Origin of the sequence: Pseudomonas sp. AO-1 (genome assembly GCF_019775695.1) — a bacterium.
Taxonomy (GTDB): Bacteria; Pseudomonadota; Gammaproteobacteria; order Pseudomonadales; family Pseudomonadaceae; genus Aquipseudomonas; species Aquipseudomonas parakoreensis.
Genome location: NZ_CP079947.1, coordinates 308,138 through 332,117 on the forward strand (window position 1 = coordinate 308,138; position 23,980 = coordinate 332,117).

At 55.3% G+C, this 23,980-nt stretch carries 28 protein-coding genes; 11 read left to right on the forward strand and 17 right to left on the reverse strand.

Annotated features, from left to right (window positions below; translation table 11 throughout):
* Nucleotides 1–54: 54 nt before the first annotated feature.
* From cydB to KVQ82_RS01395, 5 genes are all read right to left on the reverse strand, one after another.
* A complete protein-coding gene (gene cydB / locus KVQ82_RS01375; protein ID WP_150631376.1) occupies nt 55–1,056 on the reverse strand; it encodes a cytochrome d ubiquinol oxidase subunit II in 1,002 nt (333 codons plus the stop codon).
* 12 nt (nt 1,057–1,068) lie between these two features.
* Nucleotides 1,069–2,445 carry a cytochrome ubiquinol oxidase subunit I gene (locus KVQ82_RS01380; RefSeq protein ID WP_150631377.1) on the reverse strand — a complete coding sequence of 459 codons (1,377 nt, stop codon included), beginning with the start codon at nt 2,443–2,445 and terminating at the stop codon, nt 1,069–1,071.
* A 36-nt stretch (nt 2,446–2,481) separates the two neighbouring features.
* Nucleotides 2,482–3,141 carry a carbonic anhydrase gene (locus KVQ82_RS01385; protein WP_150631378.1) on the reverse strand — a complete coding sequence of 220 codons (660 nt, stop codon included), beginning with the start codon at nt 3,139–3,141 and terminating at the stop codon, nt 2,482–2,484.
* Between the two features lie 109 nt (nt 3,142–3,250).
* Nucleotides 3,251–4,156, reverse strand: a complete 906-nt coding sequence (locus tag KVQ82_RS01390) for an alpha/beta fold hydrolase (protein ID WP_150631379.1) — start codon at nt 4,154–4,156, stop codon at nt 3,251–3,253.
* Nucleotides 4,157–4,336: 180 nt separating this feature from the next.
* Nucleotides 4,337–5,134 carry a crotonase/enoyl-CoA hydratase family protein gene (locus KVQ82_RS01395; RefSeq protein ID WP_150631380.1) on the reverse strand — a complete coding sequence of 266 codons (798 nt, stop codon included), beginning with the start codon at nt 5,132–5,134 and terminating at the stop codon, nt 4,337–4,339.
* A gap of 164 nt (nt 5,135–5,298) precedes the next feature.
* On the opposite strand from KVQ82_RS01395, the gene KVQ82_RS01400 reads away from it, so the two are divergent.
* Entirely contained in the window at nt 5,299–5,880 is a 582-nt protein-coding gene (locus KVQ82_RS01400) for a TetR/AcrR family transcriptional regulator (RefSeq protein ID WP_150631381.1), read from the forward strand.
* Nucleotides 5,881–5,935: 55 nt separating this feature from the next.
* Here KVQ82_RS01400 and KVQ82_RS01405 read toward each other — a convergent pair whose 3' ends face one another.
* Nucleotides 5,936–7,513: a sensor domain-containing diguanylate cyclase gene (locus tag KVQ82_RS01405; protein ID WP_222017656.1), complete on the reverse strand. Its 1,578-nt coding sequence runs from the start codon at nt 7,511–7,513 to the stop codon at nt 5,936–5,938.
* 310 nt (nt 7,514–7,823) lie between these two features.
* On the opposite strand from KVQ82_RS01405, the gene KVQ82_RS01410 reads away from it, so the two are divergent.
* From KVQ82_RS01410 to KVQ82_RS01420, 3 genes are all read left to right on the forward strand, one after another.
* Entirely contained in the window at nt 7,824–8,048 is a 225-nt protein-coding gene (locus tag KVQ82_RS01410; protein ID WP_150631382.1) for a hypothetical protein, read from the forward strand.
* A 179-nt stretch (nt 8,049–8,227) separates the two neighbouring features.
* Entirely contained in the window at nt 8,228–10,834 is a 2,607-nt protein-coding gene (locus KVQ82_RS01415) for an EAL domain-containing protein (RefSeq protein WP_150631383.1), read from the forward strand.
* A 333-nt stretch (nt 10,835–11,167) separates the two neighbouring features.
* The gene (locus KVQ82_RS01420; protein WP_150631384.1) at nt 11,168–11,578 is read left to right on the forward strand and encodes a response regulator; all 411 of its coding nucleotides are present in this window, start codon (nt 11,168–11,170) and stop codon (nt 11,576–11,578) included.
* An 11-nt stretch (nt 11,579–11,589) separates the two neighbouring features.
* Here KVQ82_RS01420 and KVQ82_RS01425 read toward each other — a convergent pair whose 3' ends face one another.
* The 4 genes from KVQ82_RS01425 to KVQ82_RS01440 are packed head-to-tail and all read right to left on the reverse strand — an operon-like array spanning nt 11,590 to nt 13,336.
* Nucleotides 11,590–12,036 carry a DUF421 domain-containing protein gene (locus KVQ82_RS01425; RefSeq protein ID WP_150631385.1) on the reverse strand — a complete coding sequence of 149 codons (447 nt, stop codon included), beginning with the start codon at nt 12,034–12,036 and terminating at the stop codon, nt 11,590–11,592.
* Nucleotides 12,037–12,043: 7 nt separating this feature from the next.
* Nucleotides 12,044–12,559, reverse strand: a complete 516-nt coding sequence (locus tag KVQ82_RS01430; protein ID WP_222017658.1) for a hypothetical protein — start codon at nt 12,557–12,559, stop codon at nt 12,044–12,046.
* A gap of 11 nt (nt 12,560–12,570) precedes the next feature.
* Complete coding sequence (locus KVQ82_RS01435; RefSeq protein WP_150631436.1) at nt 12,571–13,071, reverse strand: CinA family protein; 501 nt, start codon at nt 13,069–13,071, stop codon at nt 12,571–12,573.
* Nucleotides 13,058–13,336, reverse strand: coding sequence for a hypothetical protein (locus tag KVQ82_RS01440; RefSeq protein WP_150631387.1), 279 nt, complete (start codon nt 13,334–13,336; stop codon nt 13,058–13,060). The genes KVQ82_RS01435 and KVQ82_RS01440 overlap by 14 nt, the downstream gene beginning before the upstream one ends.
* A 204-nt stretch (nt 13,337–13,540) precedes the next feature.
* Here KVQ82_RS01440 and KVQ82_RS01445 point away from each other — a divergent pair, with 204 nt between their 5' ends.
* On the forward strand, nt 13,541–13,798 hold the full coding sequence (locus tag KVQ82_RS01445) for a DUF6555 family protein (RefSeq protein WP_150631388.1): 258 nt from the start codon (nt 13,541–13,543) through the stop codon (nt 13,796–13,798).
* A complete protein-coding gene (locus tag KVQ82_RS01450) occupies nt 13,795–14,106 on the forward strand; it encodes a hypothetical protein (protein WP_313902817.1) in 312 nt (103 codons plus the stop codon). The genes KVQ82_RS01445 and KVQ82_RS01450 overlap by 4 nt, the downstream gene beginning before the upstream one ends.
* On the opposite strand, the gene KVQ82_RS01455 is transcribed toward KVQ82_RS01450, so the two are convergent.
* From KVQ82_RS01455 to KVQ82_RS01475, 5 genes are all read right to left on the reverse strand, one after another.
* Nucleotides 14,087–14,623, reverse strand: coding sequence for a hypothetical protein (locus KVQ82_RS01455; RefSeq protein WP_222017660.1), 537 nt, complete (start codon nt 14,621–14,623; stop codon nt 14,087–14,089). The genes KVQ82_RS01450 and KVQ82_RS01455 overlap by 20 nt on opposite strands.
* 34 nt (nt 14,624–14,657) lie before the next feature.
* Nucleotides 14,658–14,879, reverse strand: a complete 222-nt coding sequence (locus tag KVQ82_RS01460) for a PLDc N-terminal domain-containing protein (protein WP_150631390.1) — start codon at nt 14,877–14,879, stop codon at nt 14,658–14,660.
* 119 nt (nt 14,880–14,998) lie between these two features.
* Nucleotides 14,999–15,496, reverse strand: a complete 498-nt coding sequence (locus tag KVQ82_RS01465; protein WP_150631391.1) for a ferritin-like domain-containing protein — start codon at nt 15,494–15,496, stop codon at nt 14,999–15,001.
* A 153-nt stretch (nt 15,497–15,649) separates the two neighbouring features.
* Nucleotides 15,650–16,528 carry a ZIP family metal transporter gene (locus KVQ82_RS01470; protein ID WP_224788063.1) on the reverse strand — a complete coding sequence of 293 codons (879 nt, stop codon included), beginning with the start codon at nt 16,526–16,528 and terminating at the stop codon, nt 15,650–15,652.
* 282 nt (nt 16,529–16,810) lie between these two features.
* A complete protein-coding gene (locus tag KVQ82_RS01475; protein ID WP_150631393.1) occupies nt 16,811–17,695 on the reverse strand; it encodes a manganese catalase family protein in 885 nt (294 codons plus the stop codon).
* Between the two features lie 261 nt (nt 17,696–17,956).
* On the opposite strand from KVQ82_RS01475, the gene KVQ82_RS01480 reads away from it, so the two are divergent.
* Entirely contained in the window at nt 17,957–18,400 is a 444-nt protein-coding gene (locus KVQ82_RS01480) for a low affinity iron permease family protein (RefSeq protein WP_150631394.1), read from the forward strand.
* A gap of 26 nt (nt 18,401–18,426) precedes the next feature.
* Here the strand turns inward: KVQ82_RS01480 and KVQ82_RS01485 are convergent, their stop codons facing one another.
* Entirely contained in the window at nt 18,427–18,711 is a 285-nt protein-coding gene (locus tag KVQ82_RS01485) for a DUF1652 domain-containing protein (RefSeq protein ID WP_150631395.1), read from the reverse strand.
* A gap of 364 nt (nt 18,712–19,075) precedes the next feature.
* Complete coding sequence (locus KVQ82_RS01490; RefSeq protein ID WP_150631396.1) at nt 19,076–19,891, reverse strand: alpha/beta fold hydrolase; 816 nt, start codon at nt 19,889–19,891, stop codon at nt 19,076–19,078.
* Nucleotides 19,892–20,238: 347 nt separating this feature from the next.
* Here KVQ82_RS01490 and KVQ82_RS31470 point away from each other — a divergent pair, with 347 nt between their 5' ends.
* From KVQ82_RS31470 to KVQ82_RS01510, 4 genes are all read left to right on the forward strand, one after another.
* Complete coding sequence (locus tag KVQ82_RS31470; RefSeq protein WP_260687905.1) at nt 20,239–20,703, forward strand: hypothetical protein; 465 nt, start codon at nt 20,239–20,241, stop codon at nt 20,701–20,703.
* Nucleotides 20,704–20,717: 14 nt separating this feature from the next.
* Entirely contained in the window at nt 20,718–21,671 is a 954-nt protein-coding gene (locus KVQ82_RS01500) for an MvdC/MvdD family ATP grasp protein (RefSeq protein WP_150631397.1), read from the forward strand.
* Complete coding sequence (locus KVQ82_RS01505) at nt 21,668–22,339, forward strand: hypothetical protein (RefSeq protein ID WP_222017662.1); 672 nt, start codon at nt 21,668–21,670, stop codon at nt 22,337–22,339. The genes KVQ82_RS01500 and KVQ82_RS01505 overlap by 4 nt, the downstream gene beginning before the upstream one ends.
* Before the next feature lie 192 nt (nt 22,340–22,531).
* Nucleotides 22,532–23,839, forward strand: coding sequence for a hypothetical protein (locus KVQ82_RS01510; protein ID WP_150631399.1), 1,308 nt, complete (start codon nt 22,532–22,534; stop codon nt 23,837–23,839).
* Nucleotides 23,840–23,980 lie beyond the last annotated feature (141 nt).

Consider the following 23,980-nt stretch of genomic DNA (forward strand, 5'->3'; position numbering starts at 1 on the left):
CCCGCCAAGCACTGACCGGACAGCGATCGACGGCAATTCGGGATCCTGCGTCTTTCAGCTTTTTTCCTGTGCGCGAACCTTGCCGCTAAAAACACTGAAGCCGTACGTGTTGTAAATCAGCGTCACCGGTATCAACACCGCAAAGTCGACGAGCATGAAGATCTGGCTGTCGGGCTTTGAGGTGGCGGCTTGCAACGTCAGATCCGGCGGGATGATGAGGGGATACAGCGCGACGAGCATCAAGGCGAACGCCAATACGAATACCCCCAAGGCGCAGAATAGCGGCATCCAGTCAAAACGACTGCGAAACCCCGCTCTGAACGTCACCAGCAAACCAGTCAGAATTGAAAGCGCCGGCAGCCACACCACCGGCGCCGTCAGCCGCAGCAAGTACTGACCGTGCAAAGTCGTTGTCCAACCGATCAACACCAGCAAAAGCCCAATGGTGACCCAGGCCAGCTGCTTCGCCTGACGCGCAGACCGACGTTGCAGTTCATCAACGGTTCGCCAATACAGCCAGCAAGCGCCCAGCCATGTATAGCCCAGCACGAGTACCAAGCCGCAAAAAAGCGGAAAGGGTTCGAGCCATTCGCTGCCATCGCCACTGTACTGGCTGCCCTGGTGAGGAACGCCTTTGACCAGGGTGCCAAGCACCACACCTTGAATCAGTCCGGTGCATAGCGAGCCACACAGCAACCCACCATCGATCAGCCGCTTGATGCCCTCGCTGGGCGCGTGATCACGAAACTCCAGCGCCATGGCGCGCAGTATCAACGCCAGAAACATCGCAATAAAGGGCAAGTACAACGCGGGGAGCAAAATGGCGTAGGCCAACGGAAACAAGGCCAGAAGCCCGCCGCCGCCGAGGACCAGCCAGGTTTCGTTGGCGTCCCAAATCGGCAGGATGGTCACAGCCATGGCGCGTCGATCGCGGCTGCTATGCGTCAGGCCCAGCAGTATGCCGACACCCAGATCGGTTCCGTCGAGCAGCACGTAGTTCATCACCGAGAATGCCAGCGCTGCTGCACACAACAGGGTCAACCAGTCAGTGTCCATCGACTCGTATCCTCAAGTTTGTCCGGTTTCGTCAGGCAATGATGGCTGTGGTCCCGGCTCGCCACGGCGCGGTGGCTCACGGAGCACACGCATCAGCACCCACAAACCGATGCCGAACACCAGCCCATAGAACAGTAAGATCACCCAGGTCGAGGCCATCACCTGCTCGCGTGAGACCCGTGACACACTGTCGGCCGTGCGCAGCAACCCGTAGACGGTAAAGGGCTGACGCCCCACCTCAGTGACCGTCCAGCCACTGATCATCGCTACAAACCCTGCAGGGGCCATTAACACACAGCTCCATAACCACCCGCGGGCAATGTACAGTCGCTTGCGACAGCGCAGAACGAGACTGACGATGCCTTGCGCGAACATCATCAAGCCCAACCCGACCATCAAGCGAAACGCGAAAAACACCGGCGGTACCGGCGGAATGTCCCCAGGCGCGAATTCGTCCAGTGCGGCGATGGTGCCGCTCAGGTCATGGCGAAGGTACAGCGAGCCAATGCGCGGGATCGCCACTTCCCAGTGGTTTCGCCGCTCGGACATATCCGGCCAGCCGAACAGTCGCAGCGGTTCACCTGCACCTGGGGGTGGACGTGTCCATGAACCTTCAATGGCGGCAACCTTCTGAGGTTGCACCTTCAACGTGTGTTCGCCATGCAGATCGCCGACCAGGATTTGCACGGGAGTTAGAACCACGACCGTCCATAAGGCCATGGACAATTGCAGGCGAGCGCGGGGATTGTGCGAGGTCTTGAGCAACTGCCAGGCGCTGGCCCCCGCCACCAGCGTCGCCGAGCCCAGCAGCGCGGCCAGTATCATGTGCGTCAGGCGATAGGGAAACGAGGGATTGAAAATGATCGCCCACCAGTCTTCGGCCAGAAAGCGCCCGTCCGCCGTCATCGAATAGCCGGCGGGCGTATGCATCCACGAACTGGCTGACAGAATCCAGAACGCGCTGATCAGCGAGCCCATGGCTACCGCGCCGGTGGCGAAGAAATGCAGACGTGGGCCGACCTTCTTCAACCCGAAAAGCATGATGCCCAAGAAGCCGGCTTCAAGGAAAAATGCCGCCAGCACTTCGTAGAACATCAACGGCCCGAGGATATCGCCCGCCTGCACCGCCAGACGCGACCAGTTCAGCCCAAACTGATATTCCAGAATCAGCCCTGAGGCCGTGCCCACCGCAACATTCAGGGCGAACACCTTGAGCCAGTAGCGATAGACATCCAGATAGATTTCGCGACGGCTCTTGAGCCACAACGCCTCTAGTACCAGCAGAAAGTTTGCCAGACCAATGGTGAACGCTGCCAGCACGATATGAAAACTGATGGTGATCGCGAACTGGGCTCGCGCCGCCATGAGGGCTGAGTCGAGGGCTTCCACGAATGGCTCCCGGCCTGTCAGGCGGTTAAACTGCCGCTACATCTGATTTCTACCATGTGCAGTAATCGCGACAGTGTTCGGCGAATCGGCAAGTGAAACGAAGCGTCGTGTTGCACCATCCAACGCATCGATACAGCCGGCCTCGATGTCGTAAACCCACCCATGTAGATTCAGACGTCCTTGCTCCAGCGCGAGGGCCACGGAGGGGTGTGTACGCAGATTCGCCAGCTGCGCAATCACGTTTTCACGCACGAGCCCATCCAGCTTCGCCCGAGGGGTGTCGTACTCGTGCGCGGCATTGATCGCTTTCGCGGCATCCGAGTGACGAAGCCAGTTGGCGACCGCCGGAAGATGGTCCAGACACGTGCAGCGCGAAATCGCACCCATCGCTCCGCAGTCCGAATGACCGCAGATCACAATATCCTTTACGCCGAGCACAGCGACCGCATATTCGACGGTGGCCGAGACGCCGCCCGGTTCAGGGCCGTAGGAGGGCACAATGTTCCCGGCGTTACGAATCACAAACAGCTCACCAGGTTCACGCTGAGTTAGGAGTTCGGGCACTACGCGACTGTCCGAGCAAGTAACGAACAACGCCTTGGGGTTTTGTTCAGTCGCAAGCTGTTTAAACAGCTCGATGCGTTGCGGATAGACCTCACGCTGAAAGCGCAGGAATCCGTCGATAATGTCTCGCATGAAATGCCTCCAAGAGAACGTCATTGGCAGGCACGAGCCATGAATCACGCCGTACCCGCCGTATGCTTCATTATTGCAGAACGTACGCCCTTGGTTGGGCTCCGCCAAGTCAGCGGCCGGTCGCCGGCAGCGCCGCGTTTTCCCGCTGTAGCACAAACCAGTCGAGTGCCTCATTCCAGAAATCCGTACTGGCGGTGCGAAAATAACCCATATGCCCAATAGGTTGTCTTTTCGTTCTGGGATGAAGATCGACGGTCAAAAAGGGCAGATTTCGGTAGCCTTTGATGAAGGCGTCGCGCGATATGGGAGGCGCCCAGGGATCGTCCACCGCATTGGCAAAAATGCACGGCATGCGCACTTGCGCGTAAAGGCGTGCGACCGCGGCCATGGTCGGATCATCGAAGAAATAATGCGGATGAGCGCACCAGCGCCGCCAATCTTTGTAGACGCTCAGCGGCAGGTCTTCACCCATCCCCAGCATGCTCCAGGCCATATATCCCTTGTACGAGACAATGAGCGGTAGCACGCAAGACCACAGCAGGCGAACCTTCAACGCCTCATGCCAAGGCATCCATCCAGCCCATCCGGCGCCGGTGCCGAAACAGTAGGCAGCAGTGATTTTGTGGTGGTTGGGCAACAAGCCCAAAGCGTGCCCGCCAAAGGAGTGACCGATCCAAAAAAGCGGAACATCGTCGCTGTCCATGAACTCAACGGCCGCCGCCAGATCGCGGATCCCCCAGTCCAAATAGGACATCTCGAAACCTTTCAGCGTTTGAGGCCGGGAGTCACCGATACCTCGGTAATCGATGGTTAGAACGTTGAAGCCCTGCTGGCTGGCGTGCTCGGCAAAGCGGCGATAGAAGCGCTGCTGCACGCCTGTTGCCCCCGCCATGATCAGGTTGCCTTTCAGATTTTCCTGTGCGTTATAGCGGGTAGCGGCGAGGCCATAGCCGTCGTCGGCCACGAGCATCAATTGTTCAATCGTCGAGGTGGCTGCTGAAACAGACTGGGTCATTCAAAAAACTCCTGCTGTTCGGCGACCCGATGTTTTTCGCAAAATGCGTTCACGGTGGTTCCGATAGGTTTTCTGACAACAGAGGCAATGGCTCTGCAAGCCTCCCACTCATTTGAGCGAGGTCGTTGACCCTTCCAGTGATGCTGGGCCTCCTGCATCTCCTTGCCCCTGCTGGATGGATCAACGGCCTTTGAAGACCGGCTCACGCTTTTGCATCATCGCCATCACTCCTTCGCGCACGTCCTCGCTCTTGATCAGTGAGAACAGCAATTCGTTGAGCTTGGAGAGCGCAGCATCATCACCGTCGTCACGCGCCTGGAAGGCAGACTGCAAGGTCGCCTTGATCGCCAGAGGTGCGGCTTTGGCGATGCGCTCGGCATACTCAATGGCACGCGACAGCTCCTGGCCGGGTTCGACGACTTCGGTCAGTAAATGCATGGCCAACGCCTCGTCAGCACCGAACTCTTCACCGGTCAACATGTAGCGCATGGCATTAGTCCAACCGGCGGCCTGCGTAAAACGGACCGTGGAACCGCCGGACGGCGAAATGCCGCGCAGCACTTCCAGGTGAGCGAAACGGGTGTTGCGCGCGGCAATGGCGATATCGGCGTTGAGTACCAGTTCAATGCCGGCGGTCCAGCAGGTGCCTTGCACAGCAACCACCACTGGTTTGGTGCGGCGCGGTTTAGCGACGCCCCAGGGATCGATGCCTTCATCCGGGTACTTGAATCCACCCGAGGCCAGCTTCGGCGTCAGCTCCATCAGATCCAGGCCCGCAGTGAAGTGATCCCCATGCGCAAATACAACGGCGCAGCGCATCTCATCATTACGCTCGTACTCACCTAGGGCCAAGGCCAGATCAGTCAGCATGGCGCTGTCGAAGGCGTTACGTTTGCCGGCCCGGTCGAGGCCAATAAGGAACAGATGACCACGCTGTTCTCGAGTGACGCGACCTGCACCGCTGTTTGCTTCGCTCATGGGGACTTTCCTTTTGTAAGGTGCTGCCTGAATTTGAAAAGAGCTTAGTTACTTACCAATCGTTCGGTTTAAAGAAACTAAACAAACATTCGGTAACCGTCAAATTGAGACGCTATCTCTTATGGCATAGAATCAATCTGCATGATTTAGATCAGGAGCTGCCCGTGCGCCCTTTAAAAATCCCACGCGACGAGCTGCTGCAGCGTTGCGCCAATACCTTCAAGCGCCTCGGCTATCACGGCACCACCATGGACGCGCTATCCACTGCGTGCGGACTGACCAAAGCGTCCTTCTACCATCACTATCCCAGCAAGGAATCGCTCCTGGTGGACGTGCTGGCCTGGACGCATGAGCGGCTACAGCAGTCGTTGTTTTCGATCGCCTTCGATGAAGCCTTGCCTGTGCCAGAGCGATTCATACGCATGGGGCGCAAAGCTAAAAAGCTTTTTCAGGATGACTCTATCGGTTGCCTGATGGGCGTTATGGCCGTCGATTCCACCTATGGCAAGGTGGAACTCATGGAGCCGATCCGGCGCTTTATGGATGACTGGGCGGCCGCGTTCACCCAGCTGTTTGGCGCCGGTTACAGCCAAGAGCAGGCGCAGCGGCTGGCAAGGCAACTGGTAGCCGACTATGAGGGGGCTATTTTGCTGGCTCGCATCTACGGTGATCTGAGCTACATCGATGCGGTGACTGAGAGAGGTTTGCGTCAGCTGGAGGAGGCGGGCGCACCGTCCAGAACCTGATCCCGCGAATAAGCTGTGGCACTTGCTGCAGAGTCAGGCCGTGAAGCCCTGTTTTTCAATTGGCGATCACGCTCATGTTTCGCCCGCTGGTTTTGGCGATGTAGAGCGCTTTATCCGCAGCACCGATCAGCGCGTCCGGCGTCTCTTCGGCTTTGGGGTTATACGCACTGACCCCGATGCTGATGGTGACGATGCCCTGGTCGCTGTCTTTATGTTCGATGTGCGCGAGCAGGACAGCGTTGCGAATCTTTTCCGCGACGATAAAGGCTCCGACGTAGTCAGTGGAAGGAAGCACCACTGCGAATTCCTCACCACCAAATCGTGCGGCCAGGTCGCCGGGCCGTCTGATGTTTTCCTGGATGATTCTGCTCAGGTTGCGTAAGCATTCGTCGCCCACCAGATGGCCATAGCGATCATTGAAGCGTTTGAAGTGGTCGACATCGATCATCAGCAAGGCCAAGTGAGTTTCCCCGCGCTTGGCCCGGCCAATCTCGGCCTGAGTGAACAGATCGAACTGGCGACGATTTGCCAATCCGGTCAGGGCGTCTTCCAGAGCAAGCAGTTCCAGGGTGCGATTGACTTCCAGTAGCTTGTCCTGGGTCCCCAGCAATTCGTGTTGAATTCGATGCTGTTGTTTCATCAATCGGATGAAGCGGTACCCGATAGCACCCAAAACGGTCATGAGCGAGATGACGATGATGGTGCTCATCAACGTTTCCTGTCGCCAGCTCGCCAAGACCTCCTCTTTGTTCATGGCTGTGAAAACCACGAGCGGATAATCATTGACGCGGCGAAACCCGACGACGCGCTCGACCCCATCCACATATGATCTGACGGTGGCCGTTCCTGAATCGCCTTTGGGTAGAAGTTGGGTGAAGAGCGGGCCGTTGGCGACACTGGTGCCGATGATCGCTTCATTAAAAGGACGCCGCAGGACGATCCGGGCATCGGCGGAAATCAGGTTGATGACCCCGTTGTTGCCAATGTCGATGCTGTTGTAGAGCTTGAGAAAATGGTCGAGGTAGATCGTGGCCAACGCTACGCCGGCAAAGCTGCCATCCGGGTTATTGATTCGGCGCGAGACGGGCAGCACCCATTCCCCCGTGGAGCGGCTTTGGATCGATGGCCCCACGTGTGGGCCGCGCTCAGGATGATCGCGATGGTAAATAAAATACTCGCGGTCGGAGTTGTTCGCGTGGGCAGGCAAGATACCGCTGGAGTCTGCTATCCAGGCACCACTTGCGTCGTAAATGAACAACCCGTGCAACTGCGATAACTCATTGCGCTGGGCATTGAGCAGACGTTTCAAGACCGGTAGCTGATCCGGGCCCATCCCTCCTGCTTCAATACGGTCGACCAGACTGAACAGCACGGTGTCCGCTTGCTTGATCGACGCTTGAGCCTGTGACGACAAGGTTTGCGCAAGGTTCGCCATCGCCACTTCTTTGTCGTGCAACCGGTATTGTCGTGAGCTCCATCCCTCCCACAAGGCGACCAGCATAAGGGACAAGCACACCGCTAACAGAAAGCGGACGGCTGCCTGCACTCTGTCATTCGTCACTGCGTGCTCGGACGATGTGAACACTGCTTCTTTAACTTTGGCTATGCCCGCTGCGAAACTCTGATGAGGCATGATGCGCCCTTAATTATCTGTACGGCCACACATTCCCTTGGCCGCTTCGTGCCCATCTTGCGCACGCCTGATGGAGACATGGTGGTACATATACGACGTATGTCATCGCGCTGGCAATACACGCACTAAGGACGCATCTACAGGGCTGAGTTAAGCCCCAGACTGTAGGCTGGGCCCCTCGCTGCCTATTTCAAACGAATTACCGATCGTCTAATCGGTCAGTCAGCAGTGCCCATTGATGACACACTGCCAGCACCGGACAAGTACATTCATAGCCCGGACCTCTCTCTTTTTTATGCCGTGTGCCTGCATGTCCACCCACGAAGAATTTCGCTTTTCCTCCCACCACCTGCTCATCGAGCTGGATGCCGCAACCAACCGCCTGATGATGCTGGTAGTCGCCAAAGAAGTCTCAGGACCACGTTGGGACGAGGCGGCGACACGCCAGAAGCGCGCCTTTGAAGCTTGGACGGTACTGCTCAACGACTTCGAGTCGTTGGCTGAAAAAGATCAAGACACAGGCCCAACTTCATGACTAGTGCTCAATACATTGGGCTGGCCAATTCTCCTTCACCTAAATGCCGACAAGCGACACCGACGTGATTGCCTATACTCCAGATGGACTCACGTCGGCATGGGGAGTTGTCCTGAAAGTCTGAACATTGCCTCAGTGAGTACCTCTACATGAAGTGACACTGGATCAAGGACGAGCGAATGGACATCTCCACGTACGCAATTCCCCTCCCTTCACGTCAAAGTGCTGTAACTCGACGCTTGGCATTCGCGGTAGGCCTGTTGTTCGTTGTTGGAGTGATCTCGGCCGCCGGCGCCCTGTTCACCATTGCAAATCATCTGGATAGCGACGATGTGCACGAAACGCAGTTTTATTCTGCTCGCGCATTGGAAAACAGAATCACTGCGTCAAAAAACTACATCACCAGCTATGCGTACTGGACCACCGCCTTCGAACACCTTAGTGGCGAAGTTGACGTGGGATGGGCCTATACCGACCAGAACATGGGCAAGACGCTGTTCACCACGGATGGCTACGATGGCGTGTTCGTCCTGGATCGGGAGCACACCAAATACGCCTTGGTTAAAGGCCAACTAGTCAAGTCCGATATCTCAGCCTACCTTCAGGCATCGGCGTCTGCCCTGGTCGATCAGGTACAGACTCAAAGCGATCTCACCAAACCCATCAGCACCTATTCGCTCTTTGAGGGGTGGCCTGCGCTGATCACCGCGTCGGCAATTTTGCCCAATGATGAGCGCCCGCTGGGCGATCCCAAGACGACATCCGTCCTGGTTTTCGTCGACAAATTGACCCCCACCAAACTGCGCAAACTGGGCAGTGCCTACGGCCTGACCAACCTGACCTTGGCGCTTGATGAAACGATCACGGACAGCCCACAAAAAGTCCCTCTGGACAGCACCGGTTACAGCCTGATCGCCGAGCTGGAGCGCCCGGGCCATCACCTGCTGTGGTCATTGTTGCCCATCCTGGCCGGTGTCCTCGTGGTCCTGACGTTGCTGACGGCGTTTCTCTTCCGGCACGCACTGCGCTCATCCCGATACGTGGACACCAGTTTTGACGCCATGCAACGCTCCAACAAAGCGCTGGAAGATGCCAATCATGCCCTTGAAGCCAGCGAAGAGCGCTTCCGAGCGGTCGCCGAAGCGGCCTCGGACTGGATTTGGGAGACGGACAGGCGCCTGGTCATTACCTACCTGTCCGGTCGCTTCAGTGCGGTAACTGGATTTTCCGATCGGCAGTGGTTGGGGCAGAACTTCGAAGAGCTGCTGCAATGTGACACCACGCCGCTTTCCCTGTGGTTCAGCAAACTGACCGAGGAGAGCCATGCCAGTGACCTTCGTTGCACGTATCGGGATCAATCAGGACAAACGCGTTACTGCCGGGTTTCAGCACGCCCGATAGTCGATAAGAGCGGTGTGATCGGATATCGCGGCACGGCCAGCGACATCACCGATGAAGTCGCCGCTCACGCTCAGATCCAGCATCTTTCGATGCACGACGCACTGACCGGGCTCCCCAATCGCAACAAGCTCAGCCGTTTTCTGGAGGAAGCCCTGCTGCTCAATGAGCACTCCATGCCATTGTCCGTGCTGATGATTGATCTGGACAATTTCAAGCCAATCAACGACTCCCTGGGGCACCCGGTAGGAGACGTAGTGTTGCAGGAGGTCGCCCATCGTCTGCGGGATTGCACACGCGAACACGATCTGGTCGCGCGGCTAGGCGGCGATGAGTTCGTCGTCGTGCTCAACGGGATGGACACTCATAGCGAGATCGACAAGTTCTGCACCCGACTGATCGGTAGCCTGCATCAACCGATCGATCATGAGGGGCACGCCTTGCACATCGGGGCCAGCGTGGGGGTGGCGGTCAGCCGTCGACAGGGCTATATCGCCAGTGAGCTGATTCGCTGCGCGGACATCGCCCTGTACCAGGCCAAGGCCGATGGCAAAAACACCTGGTGCTACTTCGAATCGCACATGAGCGACCAGATCCAGTCGCGCCGTCAGATGGAAGATGACCTGCGCTTGGCCGTCAAGAATCATGAGTTCTTGTTGCACTACCAGCCACGCTATAAGGTGGATGGCAAAGAAATCGTTTCCGTGGAGGCACTGGTCAGGTGGCAGCACCCCACTCAGGGGTTGCTGGGACCGGATCTGTTCATCCCGCTGGCAGAACAAACCGACCTGATTGTTCCTTTAGGGCGTTGGGTATTGCGCGAAGCGTGCGAGACCGCGTTGACATGGCCTCACGACGTGTTGCTTTCGGTGAACCTGTCACCGGCGCAGTTTACCCACAGTGATGTGGTGGAAGATGTACGCGAGGTCCTGGTGGGCACCCGGTTCCCAGCGAGCCGGCTGGAACTTGAAATCACCGAAAACGTCATGCTCAACGATACAGAAGGCGCCTTGAACACCATGAACGCCCTTAAGCAGTTAGGGGTGCGTTTGAACATGGATGATTTCGGTACCGGGTATTCGTCCTTGGGCTATCTGCGAGCCTACCCCTTTGACGGTATCAAGATCGACAAGCGATTTATCGCCTCCATCGGCAACGGTGAGAATGACCGCGCGGTGGTGCAGGCCATCATCAGCCTCGGCAAAGCCATGGGGTTGACCGTCACCGCCGAAGGCGTTGAGACCGAGGAGCAACTGGGTATTCTGGGCAAAGATGAATGCCATGAAGTCCAGGGTTACCTGATGAGCAGGCCGCTGGACAAGACGACGTTTGCAAAGCTGCTCAAAGCGTCGAGATTCGAACAGCAACTCGACCCTCGCGTCCTCTGAACACTTGGCTTACCGCCGAGACCGGCATTCCGGCTCCGGCCGGCGGTATTCAAGCCACATGGGAACGTCCGCGACGTGCGACACCACATTGGAGTGTTTCATCCCCCCCCTTAACATTCCACAGCGCAAAGTTGTCATCAGCCCTGGTAAGGAAAGAACCGAAAGTTGGACAGGGCTTGAAGAGAATCTCAGCGGCGCGGGGAACACATCGCGCTCTTCGGACTCCTATTTCCACCGCCGGCGTACAGTGGCTTTGCTAGCTGGCGCTCGTCAGTTGTCGGTCTACAATGCGAGTTCGACTTCCTCAATAGACCTTGAGTAGGGATCAGGAAATTGAAGCTCAATTGGGAAGGTTTGTTGCCCGTATCCGGCAAAGTCATTGTCATAGAGGATGACCCTACGCTCCGCACGCTGATGGTCGACATCCTGGCGGAGATTGGCGCCCCCTCTCTGGCCTTCGCCACAGCGGATGATGCACTCACGCATTTGCTCGAAGCTCATGTCCCGTGTCCCTTGGTGGTGGTCGATCATGCGCTGCCAGGGCAAATCCAAGGGGCCGAATTTATCGAGATGGTGAAGGGCAAATGGCCGTCGACGCGTTCGATCCTCATTTCGGGGTATATGTTGGAACCTGCGACCATTCCTCATTCGACGACCTATCTGCAAAAACCCTGGTCCATGGATGATTTCATCGACGCGGTGGCAGGGGTGTTACAACCCGGTTATCCCTTACGCAAAATCTGACCCGTTGGCTTTCAGTGTTCCTTGGGGATCACTGAAATCTTCCCGTTTCGCTCCAATATCGCGAATTTGATCTCCTCCACGGTCTCGATGCCCTGGCTTGAACGTGCGGCCTCCATGAGGTCAGCCTCGATTAGGCGCGCGTGACGCAAGCGTTCGTACAGGATCTTGCCGTGTTCGACGAGGACCGTGGGCTCGCCATCGATGAGTCGGGAAACGAACGAGGAGCGTCGTTTCAAAAGCGACAGTCCGACATCGACGGCGATCAGCGTGACTATCACGACGATGGAATTGGTCAGCGAAAAGTCATCCCCAAGCAATGCCTGCTGCGTAGCCTCGCCGATGATCATGAGCAGCACGAAATCGAAGGTCGTCAACTCCGCCAAAGACCGCCGGCCGGCAATCTTGAACAGGATCATCAACGCCACGTACATGGCGGCCGCACGTAAAACCGAGTCCATAGCGCACCTACGGCAGAATGTATTGAGTAACGTTCACCGGCGAAGATCCCGGCACCGATAGGCGGCTGGTGTAACCGCCGAGGCCATCACCTCGCAGCGTCAGATAAAGCGTCGCCCGTCCTTGAGGATCCGTTTGCAACCAGACCTTGATCCCGTCCCCGGCGCTGACTGACTTAACAGGCTCAGGTTGCATGGATTCAATGCTGAAGCCGTCGAGAAAATCACCCGAAAGCTCAATCTCCACCGGCGACTCTGGCCGACCACTGACAGCAATCTTCATCGGGTTCGTCGAACCGTTGCGGTGAAAGATCTCGTAGTGTGCCGAAAGCCTGCCGTCTGCGCTGTGGACTTCCCGAGCGCTAAGTGGCCCGCGTGAAAACACGCCTAGTAGGCCCATCAGCACCACGGCGACCAGGGCATACCAGCCCCATCGCTCAAACCGCCAAACCTTCAGTTGATAAGGCATGTCTTCGCACACCGGATGCTTGCGGCTTTCCAAATCAGAATGCTGATGCTCATCCATGGCCACTGTCCTCAGGCTTGCTCGCCGGCGAGGGCCCGCTGATGGAAATGAGCGAGTGCCTCCAAAGCATGCTCGGCGGCCGCCAGTTGCACTTCACAGCGAGAGCCAAAAAACCGAAGCTGACGGGTGAATACACTCTGGCCCTGATTCGTCTGAAAGGCCCAAGCAAAACAGATGGTCCCGGCCGGAATACCGTCGACATCGTCGGGGCCGAGAATGCCGGTGGTGGCCAACGCGACATTGGCGGGACTGTAGCGCAAGGCGCCAACTGCCATTTCTCGCGCCACCTCACAGCTGGTCAGGTTGAACGTCTCGATGGTGCTCGGGCTGACATTCAACAAGCGCTGTTTCGCCTCCGGCGAATAGACCACGTAGCCGCTCTCGATCAACTCGCCACTGCCTTCGACCTCAGACAGGAGCGTGATGATTTTACCGGCGGTGCACGACTCGGCCGTAGTTAACCGCAACGCGTTTTGGCGTAGATAAGAGACCGTGACGTCAGCCGTGGACATGCATTCTTCCTTGCCAGTCATGGTAGTCAGCACCTGCGACTGCTTGCAGGTAGGCCTTGTCCGCCGTCATCCGCAACTCTCGCCACTCCTGCCAGGTCACGACGTCCAGCCGTTCCATTTCATCAGCCTGGCGCAATAGCTCCTCGTGGTACGCGTCCGGACAGTCCATTCGCAGCGAGCAATCATCCAGTGCCCTGTGCCATCGTGCGTAGGCACGCAGCTTGGCCTCCTGTTCTGGGGAAAGAACATTTCTGCAGGTGTTCATGGCGAGAGTTCTCGGGCACGGTTTGAAGGTTGAGCCTAAGAAATCAGAGACAGTTCACCAGAGTCGACCAAAGGAAGCGCTGCCCTTCATCAACCAGTTAAAGGGGGCGGCTGAAAGTGGTCGTGACAAGAAGAGTGCTGCATGTTTTTTTGGAATTTATCAGCCCCGGATCGCTCCTTAGCATATGAGCATAAGGAGGGCCTCATGAGTCAGAACGATCTGTACGTCATTGAATATCTGCTACATGGGAAGCCGAAGTCATTCGTCATTCGTGCTCCCAAAATGCGTAACGCCGATGCTTGGCATTGGGCTTGCTGCGACGCGGACCTGGCGCCCATTCCAAAACCCGGAAAGCCGCCGCTCAAAGTGTTCAGCAAACCGATGGCCGAACGATTTGGCGTGACGGATGTAAAATGGCGTGAAACCACCAAAATGGAATGGACTGAGGCGGCCTCACCATGAGCCAGACCACGCCATCGCCAGCTGACCAGAATGATGATGAGCTGGCACGTAACGCCGCTCTCTTCTTCGAGGCAGACCGCCTGGAAGCGTATGCCTACAGCCTGATCGAGGGCGATTCGACCAGTGCTCTGTCGTGGGAGCGCTTTAGCGAGGCAAAGAGGTTGGCGGATGCCAAGCGCAGCGAGGCGCAGCAGGATCTGTTGCGCATTCGCGGTCAGTCTTCGACTGCTGCACCGACGGAACCAAGCAGCGACGCGTCGGGGCCTGAGTCGCCCGGCGAGTTACAGACTAACCAAAGGGATCAGTGAGCTGGATGGCGATCGCCCACAAACCCAGCACGATCCAGAACGTCGCAAAGATCCACGGTGTGCGTACCGAGAACAGCAGCGCCTTGCGGTAGCCCTTGTGAGTGGATTCCCGCTCGCAGAACAACGGTGATTCGTCATACGCCATGCCCATCACCGGCTCGCTACGCAGCAATTCACTTTGTTTGTAATACCAGTGATCAATGATGTCGTAAGCCGCCCTGATGCCTGGCCAGGCGTTAAGCGTGCTCAACAGTCCCAGCAGCGCGAGAAAGGGCGGCACAAACAGCGTGAACAGCTTGCCCCACTCAGGGTTGAGGTTGCCCATGCAGGACGCAAAAGCGATCACGAGAAAGGATTGCGCTGCCAGGTAAGCATCGGTTCGATTGGCCAATATCGCCGTCTCGTAGTGAATCTCCCGCCGGTAGAACTCCAAACGCTCCTTGGGTGATCCAAACATCTTGGCATTGTGTTCAGTCAGCTCATCTTCGCTGGTCTGGGAAGTCAGGATCCGTGGCAAAGCGTATTACCCCAAAATGACCTGCAGATACCGGTCATCCTTTGCTGTGTTCGGGTGAAGATGGCCCTTTAGTGACACCGCGCGGCCCGGCCACGCCCCAGATCACCACACCCAGTAATGGCAGCAGGAAGATCAGAGCCGTCCAGCCCGCCTTGGTACCGGAAGACTTATCGCTTCTCAAAACGCTGTTCATTGCCCAGAGGTCGAGCAGCAAGAGAATGGCTGCAAGGGCAATCCAAAAATACTCGGTTTGCATGATCCACCTCCGTCTTCGTATTCGCAGGGACCGAAGAGGCCATGGCCTCGATCCGATTAAAACGCCACGGCGACCAGAATCGCCGTGGCGCTCATACCGATACTGCCGAGTTATAAGAATTACTTTTCAAGCGTCGCGGCCTGGTTCCCACCCTGTTCGGCGATCTTCGACAGCTTCTCGTCCGCGCCTTTCTCCTCGGCCAAGGTAGCCGCGAGCAGCGTTGCAGCGTCGTCGAGCTTCAGATGCTTGGCCATTGCAATCAGAGTGCCGTAGCTGGCGATCTCGTAGTGCTCGACTTTCTGCGCTGCACCGATCAGTGCCGCGTCCAGCACCGCACCTTTGTCGATCTCATCCAGCAACTCTTTGGACTCCTCGATCAGGCCCTCCATGGCCACGCACTTCATGCGTTTTAGCTTCAGGCCCGTTAGCTCGACCAGCTGATCAATGCGCTCGATCTGGCCCTGGGTTTCTTCAAGATGTGAGGTGAACGCGTCGGCGAGCAGTGGATTGGTCGCGGCCCGGGCCAAACGCGGCAACGCTTTGGTGATCTGCTTCTCGGCGCTGTAAACATCGGAGAGTTCATGGATGAACAAGTCTTCAACGGTCTTTCTGGCCATGTCTAAGTCCTTCTGGTCGTCTGGTCTTTGGATGTTTACCTGAGGCGGGGCGAGAGAGTTTCCCGGCCGCCATCCTGGCGTTCATAAAAACTGACTCAGGCGTTTACCCGAGCGTTCCCAGTTTTTTTCCATTCACGGATGAAGGGCATTGAGCTAACCCAACGCCGTATCGAGAAACATCATCACGCCGAAGCCGAGCATCAAACCCAGGGTCGCAGGCGTTTCGTGTCCATTGCGGTGCGTTTCAGGAATAACCTCGTGCGAGACCACGAAGATCATCGCGCCGGCCGCCAGGCCCAAGGCGACGGGATAACCCAAGGCGAAACCGCTCGATACACCCAGGCCCACGATTGCGCCCAACGGCTCCATCAACCCGGAACCAATGGCGATCAGCGCCGCCCGCCACGCCGATATGCCGGTGACCCGCAAAGCCAACGCCACGGCAAGACCTTCCGGGATGTCCTGGATGGCGATGGCGGTGGTCAACGGCAGGCCCACTTTCATGTCGCCATTGGCAAAGCTGACGCCTATCGCCATACCCTCGGGCAGGTTGTGCAGAGTGATGGCCAGGACGAACAGCCACACGCGATTTATGCGTTGGGAGTCAGGCCCCCGCCTGCCGCTTTCCTGGTGCTCGTGAGGTACGAACCGATCCAGCCCGATCATCAGCGCAACACCCAAAGCCAGACCGACCACGACAACACAGGCGGCCAGCAATTGGTTACCACACAGTGTCTGAGCGGCTTCGATGCCAGGAAGGATCAACGAGAACGAGCTGGCTGCCAGCATCATGCCGGCGGCAAACCCCAGCATGATGTCCTGGGTGCGTGAGGCGATATCACGCAGGATGATCGCCACCACCGCGCCCAGAGCGGTCGCCGCAAACCCGGACAGGCCGCCCAACGCCGCCAGGCGAAGGTTTTCCTTTTCAGCCCCGACCAGCGCAGAGTAACCGCTGATCAACAACAGCACCGTGACCAGCAGCAGGATCGCCCAGAACAGCACCGCAGGCCAGCCGCCACTGGACGCCATCCCCCACCAGCTGCGCAGCGGGGTTCTTGCAGGCGATGGGGAAAGTGACATGTCGCCTCCTATCGTCCCGTTGCAGGCTTCCCATTGGAGCTCACCATGGATGAGCGCAATGTTCGGGCGATCCGCATGGCGGTACGATCATAGGACGCAGCAGTTGCGTGAAATCGCTCAGACAGAGACCGCGCCAAACCATCGCTGAAAACGCCGGTGTTCGAATTCATGTTGTGTACCTCTGGTTGTGCAGAAAAAACCGCACGCCATTGCGGCGTGCGGTGCTGGCCATCAATCTTTCGTTTCCCCCTGAACACCCGCACCCAAATCGGCGCCGGTGATGGGGTTACTGTCCGGGTCGGACATGGTTCGAGCCTTCATATCCAGCAGCAGTGCATCTTCCTCAGCGCTGAGCTGAACACTGGCGGTACCGTCGCCGCCGTCCACCGCGGGCGTAGGGCTTTCCACAAACTCCCAGTCATCTCCCTGATTCCACGGACCTCGGGTGCTGCCTTCGCCTTGCGACATGTTGAAGTACACGTTGGTGAACTCAGGCATGCCGGGCAACTTGCCTTGTGGGAAGTTTGGCTGGATGGCGTGCAAGGCTTTCTCGAAGGACAGCTGATGGGCAATTTCACGTGTCATGAGAAAGCCCAGGGCCTCTTTCACGCCAGGATCGTCCGTCACGTTCATCAGCCGTTCATAGACGATTTTTGCGCGCGCTTCGGCGGCGATATTGGAGCGGAAGTCGGCCGTCGGCTCACCGATCGTATCGACATAGGCGGCTGACCATGGCACACCGGCGGAGTTGGTCAGCGGTGCGCCGGCGCCGTACAGCAGGCTGGTGATGTGTGAATCGTTGCCGGCACCGTTGATGGCGCGGTACAACTCACCTTCTTCCTCAACGCCTTCGGCCATTCGGCCTTTGGCGCCTTTGTTCAACATGACGATGATGGAGCCGACGATTTCCAGGTGGCTCAGCTCCTCAGTCGCAATGTCCATCAGCAGGTCTTTGCGACCTGGGTCATCCTCGGCCAGCGCTTGGGTGAAGTACCGCGATGCCGCCGCGAGTTCTCCCTGGGCGCCGCCAAACTGCTCCAGTAGCAGATTGGCCAAGCCTGGATTGGGCTCAGCAACACGCACGGTGTATTGAAGTCGCTTGTTATGTAGAAACATGACAAATCTCCTCAGGTCAGGCGAGGCCCGATGCTCATTCAAGAAAGATCGAATGCGAGCCCACAGACTTCTGAGGCGAATCCCGAGCGAGTAATTGCAATTTATTTGCACTCACGGCGACCGACGGTTTTGCTGGGTGATAAGGAGGCAAAGTGCCTCCAAGGAGCGAGCACGTCGCAAGGAGATAAAAGGCTAGATGTAACAAAGAATTTCAGAGCGCGGTTACGGTCGAAAAGTTACTTACCTCTAGGATTCACGGCCATGAAATTCGCAAAGTTTTGCCAAGCGCTCTCGAACTGGTCGGGCAGCTCGAAAACATTTTTGACGGCCATCCTGCTGATTGCCGCTTGGGCCTTAACAGGGCCGTACTTCCATTACAACGACACGTGGCAGCTGATTATCAATACGTCCACAACGATCATCACCTTCCTGATGGTGTTCCTCATCCAGAACACACAGAATCGAGATAACGACATCTTGCACCTTAAACTCGATGAACTGATCCGGGCCACGAAGGATGCGCAAAACGCCTTCCTGTCATTGGATCACTTGGATAGCAAGGAATTACGGGAGCTGCGCAAACGTTATTGCACGATGGGTGAAGAGGAAGAGGTGAGTGTTGACTGCACGCAAACTGCATCCGTACAGGCGGCGGACATTCAAAAAGCCGCAGCACTGCCTCCGGCTGAAACTCCAATGCCGTAAGAGACGCGCCGAGGGCTTAGAATCGACTAAGCCCTCGGCACATCTGGCCATCTGCGAAAGGCGGCGGTGCCCGTCAGATTCTTCTGCTTGTTCGTAGCCAGATCGTAGCGCAGTTCGGCAATCAACTCGGAGATTGCTCGTGGACTCACCAATGTGTTCGTGGAAATGCCGGTGACGAGCAAATCCACCCGGCCGGTTTCAGGGTCCGTCACTCTGACTTGAAGTGAGTTTCCAGGCGTAAGGGTGCATTGGCACTCCAACGGCCGGAAGCTTTCTTCAATAATCCGGCGTAGCTCCAGGGTTGAAATCATTCATTCCTCCAGTGTCGTGTTCCCGAAGCAAGGTATTAAGTGTGGAGTCTCAGACATCGGCTCTAGGATCCCTTCGAGCCACTGCGGTCATGACGATACATTTCTGGCGACAAAAGTTTGGCTTTCAAGGCTCAAACAAATGACTGGTTCACATTTTCCCGGCATTTAACTGCGCATCGGCATGAACCTTGACTGAAATGCATCCGCTCAAATGCCCGCACGGGTGGTGTCAGCAGCCCATCGGTAAGTTTAGGTCACACCGGTAAAAGACGATTGAAGACCGACACAAGGACATAGGCAAACCGGATTGGCCAAAATGCCTGTCCGGAGGGCGGCCCAAATTGATTGCGAGTACGCCAACTTCCTATGCCGAGATCCGGAACGCCGGCTTATCGACCACAGGCTTTTCTTCGCCGTGCGGTTGCTGAAGGAACTCGCGTATCGCATCGGCCGTCTGCGCCGCACGGGTCACCACGAAAAAATGACCTTCACCCTGCAAAACATGCAGTTCAGCACCGCGAATGGCACGGCGTAAAATGTGCGCGTTATAAAGGCGCACCAATGGATCGCGATCGCCGGCGAGAATCAGCGTGCGCTGGCGAAGACGGTACAACCGAAGCAAACTCGTCCAGCCGACCAATGCGGCCAATTGCAGGTAATAGGTTCGCGGGTGAACGGAGAGCATACCGTTCGCGACCCCGAAGGACATCAGCGCCTTTACCGAACGGCGCTGGCCCTTTGGCTCATGCGGTTTGAGGCTTTTGCCTATGCTCAAAAAATCCAGAACGTCGGCGGGTTTCACCAGCATTGCCGGCCCGGCGGAGGTCGCTGCGAGTATGAGGCGACGTACCATGCCGGGATAACGCAGGGCGAATTCTTGTGCCAAAGCACCGCCCCAACTCACGCCGAATACGTCCACCTGGTCGAAACCCAATTGCGTGAGCACCTGCGCAATCGTGTCGGCATGGCGGGGTAAACGCATCGGCCAACGCGGCGCCTGAGATTTTCCGACGCCGGGCACGTCCAACGTGATGGTCGTGTAATCAGACAGTTCATTCCTCAGCGGGTCGAAGGCGCGGATCAAACCACCCAATCCATTGAGCAGGAGCAGCGGTGATCCGTCACCGCGAATGGAAACGTTCACCTGCAAATCGTAAATGGATAATTTTTGCGTTGGCATGACGCCCCCCTAGCCCCTGATCCCTGCAGGCCACTGTACGCAGGTCGCTTGTGAAAAAGGAAACCGTAATCCTGCACCCATCGCACACTCTCTTCGCGTTGTGTACGAAGCTTGATCGGGGGGCCGGGCCTTTTCATGGCGAAATCATTCAGCAACGCCTGCCACTTTGTGCCAAGCGTCCGCTTTCGGCCAGAAGCTGACATTCCGTGTGCTAAAAAATTAGGAGTGATGCAAAGTGGTCGGGAGGAACCTCAGCTTCGTATAGCTAGTGAGTCGACTTCGTGATGTCAAAGCAGTATCGTCAGTTACGGCTATTAGACAGTAGCATTGAGCAGGGAGAGCAAAAGATGGGCGTGGCGAAAAAAGTATTATCTGACGAGGCTATGCCATTTTTGGCGCGATTTGCGATTGCAAGAACGGGCGAGGACAGATTGCCCGGTTACTACTCAACCGAAATGGCGATGTGGGTCGTAGATTCAGAAGCTGGCCCTGTTCCCATTATTGACCATTTTGCTTTAGCCGAGCTTATGACGAAGACCAAAGTGAACGCGGAGCAGGATGACGAAGGTCTTTATTCGCTGGACGAGCTGAAAACTATAACTGAGGTACGGGCAGAAAGTGATGATGTTGACTCTGCAATGAGCCATCTGTTGGAACTTGTGACCAAGACAGACACCGTTGTCGAAAAAGACGATGCTGCGAACGATTTTAACCAGTTTTTGGAGCTCGTTACCAAGACCAATGTGCAGGTGGAAAAAGATGATAACGGCGATCCGGCGTCTGGCTTGGAGTCTCAGTATTTCAACGATTAGCCAAAGGAATGACGATGATTTTATTGGTTACCAATCGACGGGATATAACGATGGACTATGTGGTCGCCGAACTAAGGCGCCGCGAGATACCGTTTTACCGGCTCAACACTGAACTCTTGCCGCATTCAATCAGTACCATGTCGGGACGAGAGCGTAGAAAATGGTCGATTCGCATCGGCGACCACGAGATTCGAGGAGACGAGGTCACAGCAGCCTACTTCCGCCGTCCTGGAGCACCTAATGCCTTGGATTCCGTGAAGGATCAAGCCGAGAAGAGATACGTGGAGTCCGAGTGGGGTAGTTTTCTCAAAAGCTTGTATATGCGTCTTGAAGATGTCTGGTTTAGTAGCCCTACGCAGATATTTTTAGCTGAAGACAAACCTCGACAATTAATCCTCGCTCACGAACTGGGTTTCGAAATACCAGAAGGCTTCGTTACTAATGATTGGACGTTGGTGAAGAAGCTGACAAATCAGCACCGATCGATTGGAAAACCTTTGCGAGAAGCCGTTCTTTCTGGCGATAACGAGCGCGTAATGTTCACTCATCGCATCGATGAGCTGAGTGAGAGCGATGCTGAAGCTGTCGCTCTAGCTCCCTTCATTGTTCAAAAGGAAATTCTTAAACGTTACGATGTGCGGGTAACGGTGGTCGGTACCAACATTTTCGCGACTGCAATTTGGTCGCAGACCAATGCAGAGACTGAAGTAGATTGGCGTCAGGGCACTCGAACCGATTTGAAACATGAGAGGATTGAGCTCGAGGAATCGATTAGTCGTCGCTGTATTGCTCTCGTTAGGGCGCTAGGGCTGAAATTTGGTGCCATCGATTTTGTGCGCGACCAAGAGGGCAAGCTTTGGTTTTTGGAGGTCAACCCGAACGGGCAATGGGCGTGGATAGAGAACTTGACGGGTTATCCGATTTCCAAAGCCATTGTTGACGAGCTGGAAGAGATATCCTTCGGATGAACAGAATTCGCGAGTTTGTTTGGCCCATTCTCGAAAAGCAAACTGTCGCGGAGGCCCAAGCCCTAAGCGATTCTGAGAGCAAGCTTCGGGCCTCCATTCAGCAGGATAATTGGAGACCAGGCGCCGCTGTTGCGCTTGATGAGGCACGTCGTCTTTATGATGCAGAAGCTGAACGCCGCAGAAGCGCTGACACAAAAGCTGGAATCTACTTTGCCGCGATCACTGCGCTTGTGCCGGTTTTGACATCTCTTATCCCCAGTATCTGGAACGATAAGGCGAGCGCAATATTTTCGGGTGCGTCCCTACTGATATTTGCATTGGCCGTCTGTTACTTGGTCAACGCCGGCCTATGGGCATTTCATACGCTGAGGGTATCTCAATTTAACCAAATTCACTCGAGTGATTTGGTCCGCCTCGCAGGTAGCTCCGAATCACCAACGATACTCATCAAGGAAATCACACTTGCCATCCACTTGAATTATCCGTTGGTGAACGAAAAAGTTACCTGTATAAAAATGACCCATGTTTTTCTATTGCGAGCATTTTTGACTTTCGCATTGCTGATGGTTATTCAGGGTCTTTGGCCTCCAGTGACGTCCGCATTTGATTGGGCTAAAAAGAAATACTTACCCAGCAATCCCGCTCCAGTAGTGATGTGCTACTCGTGACATAGATCCATGAGTCACTCGTAGTTTCGTAGATTCATTTGGAGGTATACCTTTGGCCGATAGCAGGCGCTTGCGAGAGACTTTGCGGATGCAAGAACTACGAAGTGGAAGGAGCCTGCTTCAATTCTATTGGCGCATTCTAAGTGCTGTAATTTAATGCGCCACGATATCAAACTACTAGGCGGAAATTTTATGGACGAGTTCTCGTTAGAAAAAATGTCAGACAGTATTCATTATGGCAGGACAAAAGAGTATTTCAGAGAGGTTTTGTCTTCATATCAAAACGGAAATTATAGATCGGCAGTCGTGATGCTTTGGTCGGTAGCGATATGCGACATTGTTTATAAGTTACAAAATCTGATCGATCTGTATGATGATGGGTCAGCGAAGGCGATATTAGATGAGGTCAGTAAGATTCAAGAGCTAGATCAGAAATCTGCCGCTTGGGAGCTGAAGTTGATTGATGAGGTAAATGATAAAACAAATTTGCTGGATAGTTCCGAATACGAAAATTTAAGATATCTGCAAAAGCAAAGGCACCTTTCAGCGCATCCTGTTTTGAACAGGGAGCGTGAGCTGCATTCACCCAACAAAGAAACTGTTAGAGCATTAATTCGAAATACTTTGACCGATGTTTTAATCAAGCCTCCTTTCTATACCCAGCATATTCTTCAAGAATTACTTGATGATATTTCAGAATCTCGCGAAATACTTAATGACAGATCAAAAGTAAAAAAATATGTTGTGAATCGGTATTTTGATAGAACTACCGTGCCAGTTGAGTTAAATATATTTCGCTCGCTATGGAAGATCGTGTTTAGAGTTGAAAATGAGCAGTGTGAAACTAACAGACTAATCAACCTTCATGTGCTTGAGGTGATAGCTACCAGAAATAAAGCTTTGCTTCCTGAAGCAATACGAGGAGATGTTGATTTCTTTAGTAATCTGGCTAGCGCTGGTAGCCCTTTGCAATATCTTATATTCTTCCTTTCTGAAAATCACGAATTGTTCCCGATTTTAAGCGACGCTGCTCGTCTAAAAGTTGAACATTATATAGAGAGCGACCCTATAGGTAAAACTGCAGGATGGTTTGTAAAGGAGAATATTTTCAAGCATGGCGATGATCTACAGGAGTGGATTGTAAAAGACAAGCCGGTTTTCAGTTCATACCAATTTGATTACATACTTAAACTCTCCGATTCTGAAGAGTGGCAAGAGAAGTTCTGTATGATTGCCTCAACTTACTATGGAGTCAGCGCAAACTATGATCAGGCGGATTCGCGCTTTCAAGTATCGATCCCTCAGTACATAAAGCTATTTAATAAAAACTCCATTAAATATCTGGCCGGACAAATTGAAAAAAACTCTCAATGCCACGATAGAGGTCGCGCTCGTCATGATTACACAATCATCAAAGCGAGAATAGATGAATTGTTTGGAGGCGCATTTGACTATACAGATTATTACTGGTTTAGCAGAAAGCTTGGCCTTGCTGATTGAGCTATAAATCCGATCTCCAAGGGCGTGAGGTTGAGCGTCAGCTTATGGCCGATAGCAGTCGCTTCCGAGCGTCCGCTTTATTGCCGTTCTCTGCCGGCCATGCCCACGCAGCTTGATGGTCAAATCCGATGTAAATGATCA

Excerpts from the sequence above, each read along its gene's own strand:
- cydB (WP_150631376.1), bottom strand. The coding sequence starts at position 1,056 with ATGGACACTGACTGGTTGACCCTGTTGTGTGCAGCAGCGCTGGCATTC.
- KVQ82_RS01385 (WP_150631378.1), bottom strand. The coding sequence starts at position 3,141 with ATGCGAGACATTATCGACGGATTCCTGCGCTTTCAGCGTGAGGTCTAT.
- KVQ82_RS01390 (WP_150631379.1), bottom strand. The coding sequence starts at position 4,156 with ATGACCCAGTCTGTTTCAGCAGCCACCTCGACGATTGAACAATTGATG.
- KVQ82_RS01395 (WP_150631380.1), bottom strand. The coding sequence starts at position 5,134 with ATGAGCGAAGCAAACAGCGGTGCAGGTCGCGTCACTCGAGAACAGCGT.
- KVQ82_RS01405 (WP_222017656.1), bottom strand. The coding sequence starts at position 7,513 with ATGCCTCATCAGAGTTTCGCAGCGGGCATAGCCAAAGTTAAAGAAGCA.
- KVQ82_RS01410 (WP_150631382.1), top strand. The coding sequence starts at position 7,824 with ATGTCCACCCACGAAGAATTTCGCTTTTCCTCCCACCACCTGCTCATC.
- KVQ82_RS01415 (WP_150631383.1), top strand. The coding sequence starts at position 8,228 with ATGGACATCTCCACGTACGCAATTCCCCTCCCTTCACGTCAAAGTGCT.
- KVQ82_RS01425 (WP_150631385.1), bottom strand. The coding sequence starts at position 12,036 with ATGGACTCGGTTTTACGTGCGGCCGCCATGTACGTGGCGTTGATGATC.
- KVQ82_RS01430 (WP_222017658.1), bottom strand. The coding sequence starts at position 12,559 with ATGGATGAGCATCAGCATTCTGATTTGGAAAGCCGCAAGCATCCGGTG.
- KVQ82_RS01435 (WP_150631436.1), bottom strand. The coding sequence starts at position 13,071 with ATGTCCACGGCTGACGTCACGGTCTCTTATCTACGCCAAAACGCGTTG.
- KVQ82_RS01440 (WP_150631387.1), bottom strand. The coding sequence starts at position 13,336 with ATGAACACCTGCAGAAATGTTCTTTCCCCAGAACAGGAGGCCAAGCTG.
- KVQ82_RS01445 (WP_150631388.1), top strand. The coding sequence starts at position 13,541 with ATGAGTCAGAACGATCTGTACGTCATTGAATATCTGCTACATGGGAAG.
- KVQ82_RS01450 (WP_313902817.1), top strand. The coding sequence starts at position 13,795 with ATGAGCCAGACCACGCCATCGCCAGCTGACCAGAATGATGATGAGCTG.
- KVQ82_RS01460 (WP_150631390.1), bottom strand. The coding sequence starts at position 14,879 with ATGCAAACCGAGTATTTTTGGATTGCCCTTGCAGCCATTCTCTTGCTG.
- KVQ82_RS01465 (WP_150631391.1), bottom strand. The coding sequence starts at position 15,496 with ATGGCCAGAAAGACCGTTGAAGACTTGTTCATCCATGAACTCTCCGAT.
- KVQ82_RS01470 (WP_224788063.1), bottom strand. The coding sequence starts at position 16,528 with ATGGCGTCCAGTGGCGGCTGGCCTGCGGTGCTGTTCTGGGCGATCCTG.
- KVQ82_RS01475 (WP_150631393.1), bottom strand. The coding sequence starts at position 17,695 with ATGTTTCTACATAACAAGCGACTTCAATACACCGTGCGTGTTGCTGAG.
- KVQ82_RS01480 (WP_150631394.1), top strand. The coding sequence starts at position 17,957 with ATGAAATTCGCAAAGTTTTGCCAAGCGCTCTCGAACTGGTCGGGCAGC.
- KVQ82_RS01485 (WP_150631395.1), bottom strand. The coding sequence starts at position 18,711 with ATGATTTCAACCCTGGAGCTACGCCGGATTATTGAAGAAAGCTTCCGG.
- KVQ82_RS01490 (WP_150631396.1), bottom strand. The coding sequence starts at position 19,891 with ATGCCAACGCAAAAATTATCCATTTACGATTTGCAGGTGAACGTTTCC.
- KVQ82_RS31470 (WP_260687905.1), top strand. The coding sequence starts at position 20,239 with ATGGGCGTGGCGAAAAAAGTATTATCTGACGAGGCTATGCCATTTTTG.
- KVQ82_RS01500 (WP_150631397.1), top strand. The coding sequence starts at position 20,718 with ATGATTTTATTGGTTACCAATCGACGGGATATAACGATGGACTATGTG.
- KVQ82_RS01505 (WP_222017662.1), top strand. The coding sequence starts at position 21,668 with ATGAACAGAATTCGCGAGTTTGTTTGGCCCATTCTCGAAAAGCAAACT.
- KVQ82_RS01510 (WP_150631399.1), top strand. The coding sequence starts at position 22,532 with ATGGACGAGTTCTCGTTAGAAAAAATGTCAGACAGTATTCATTATGGC.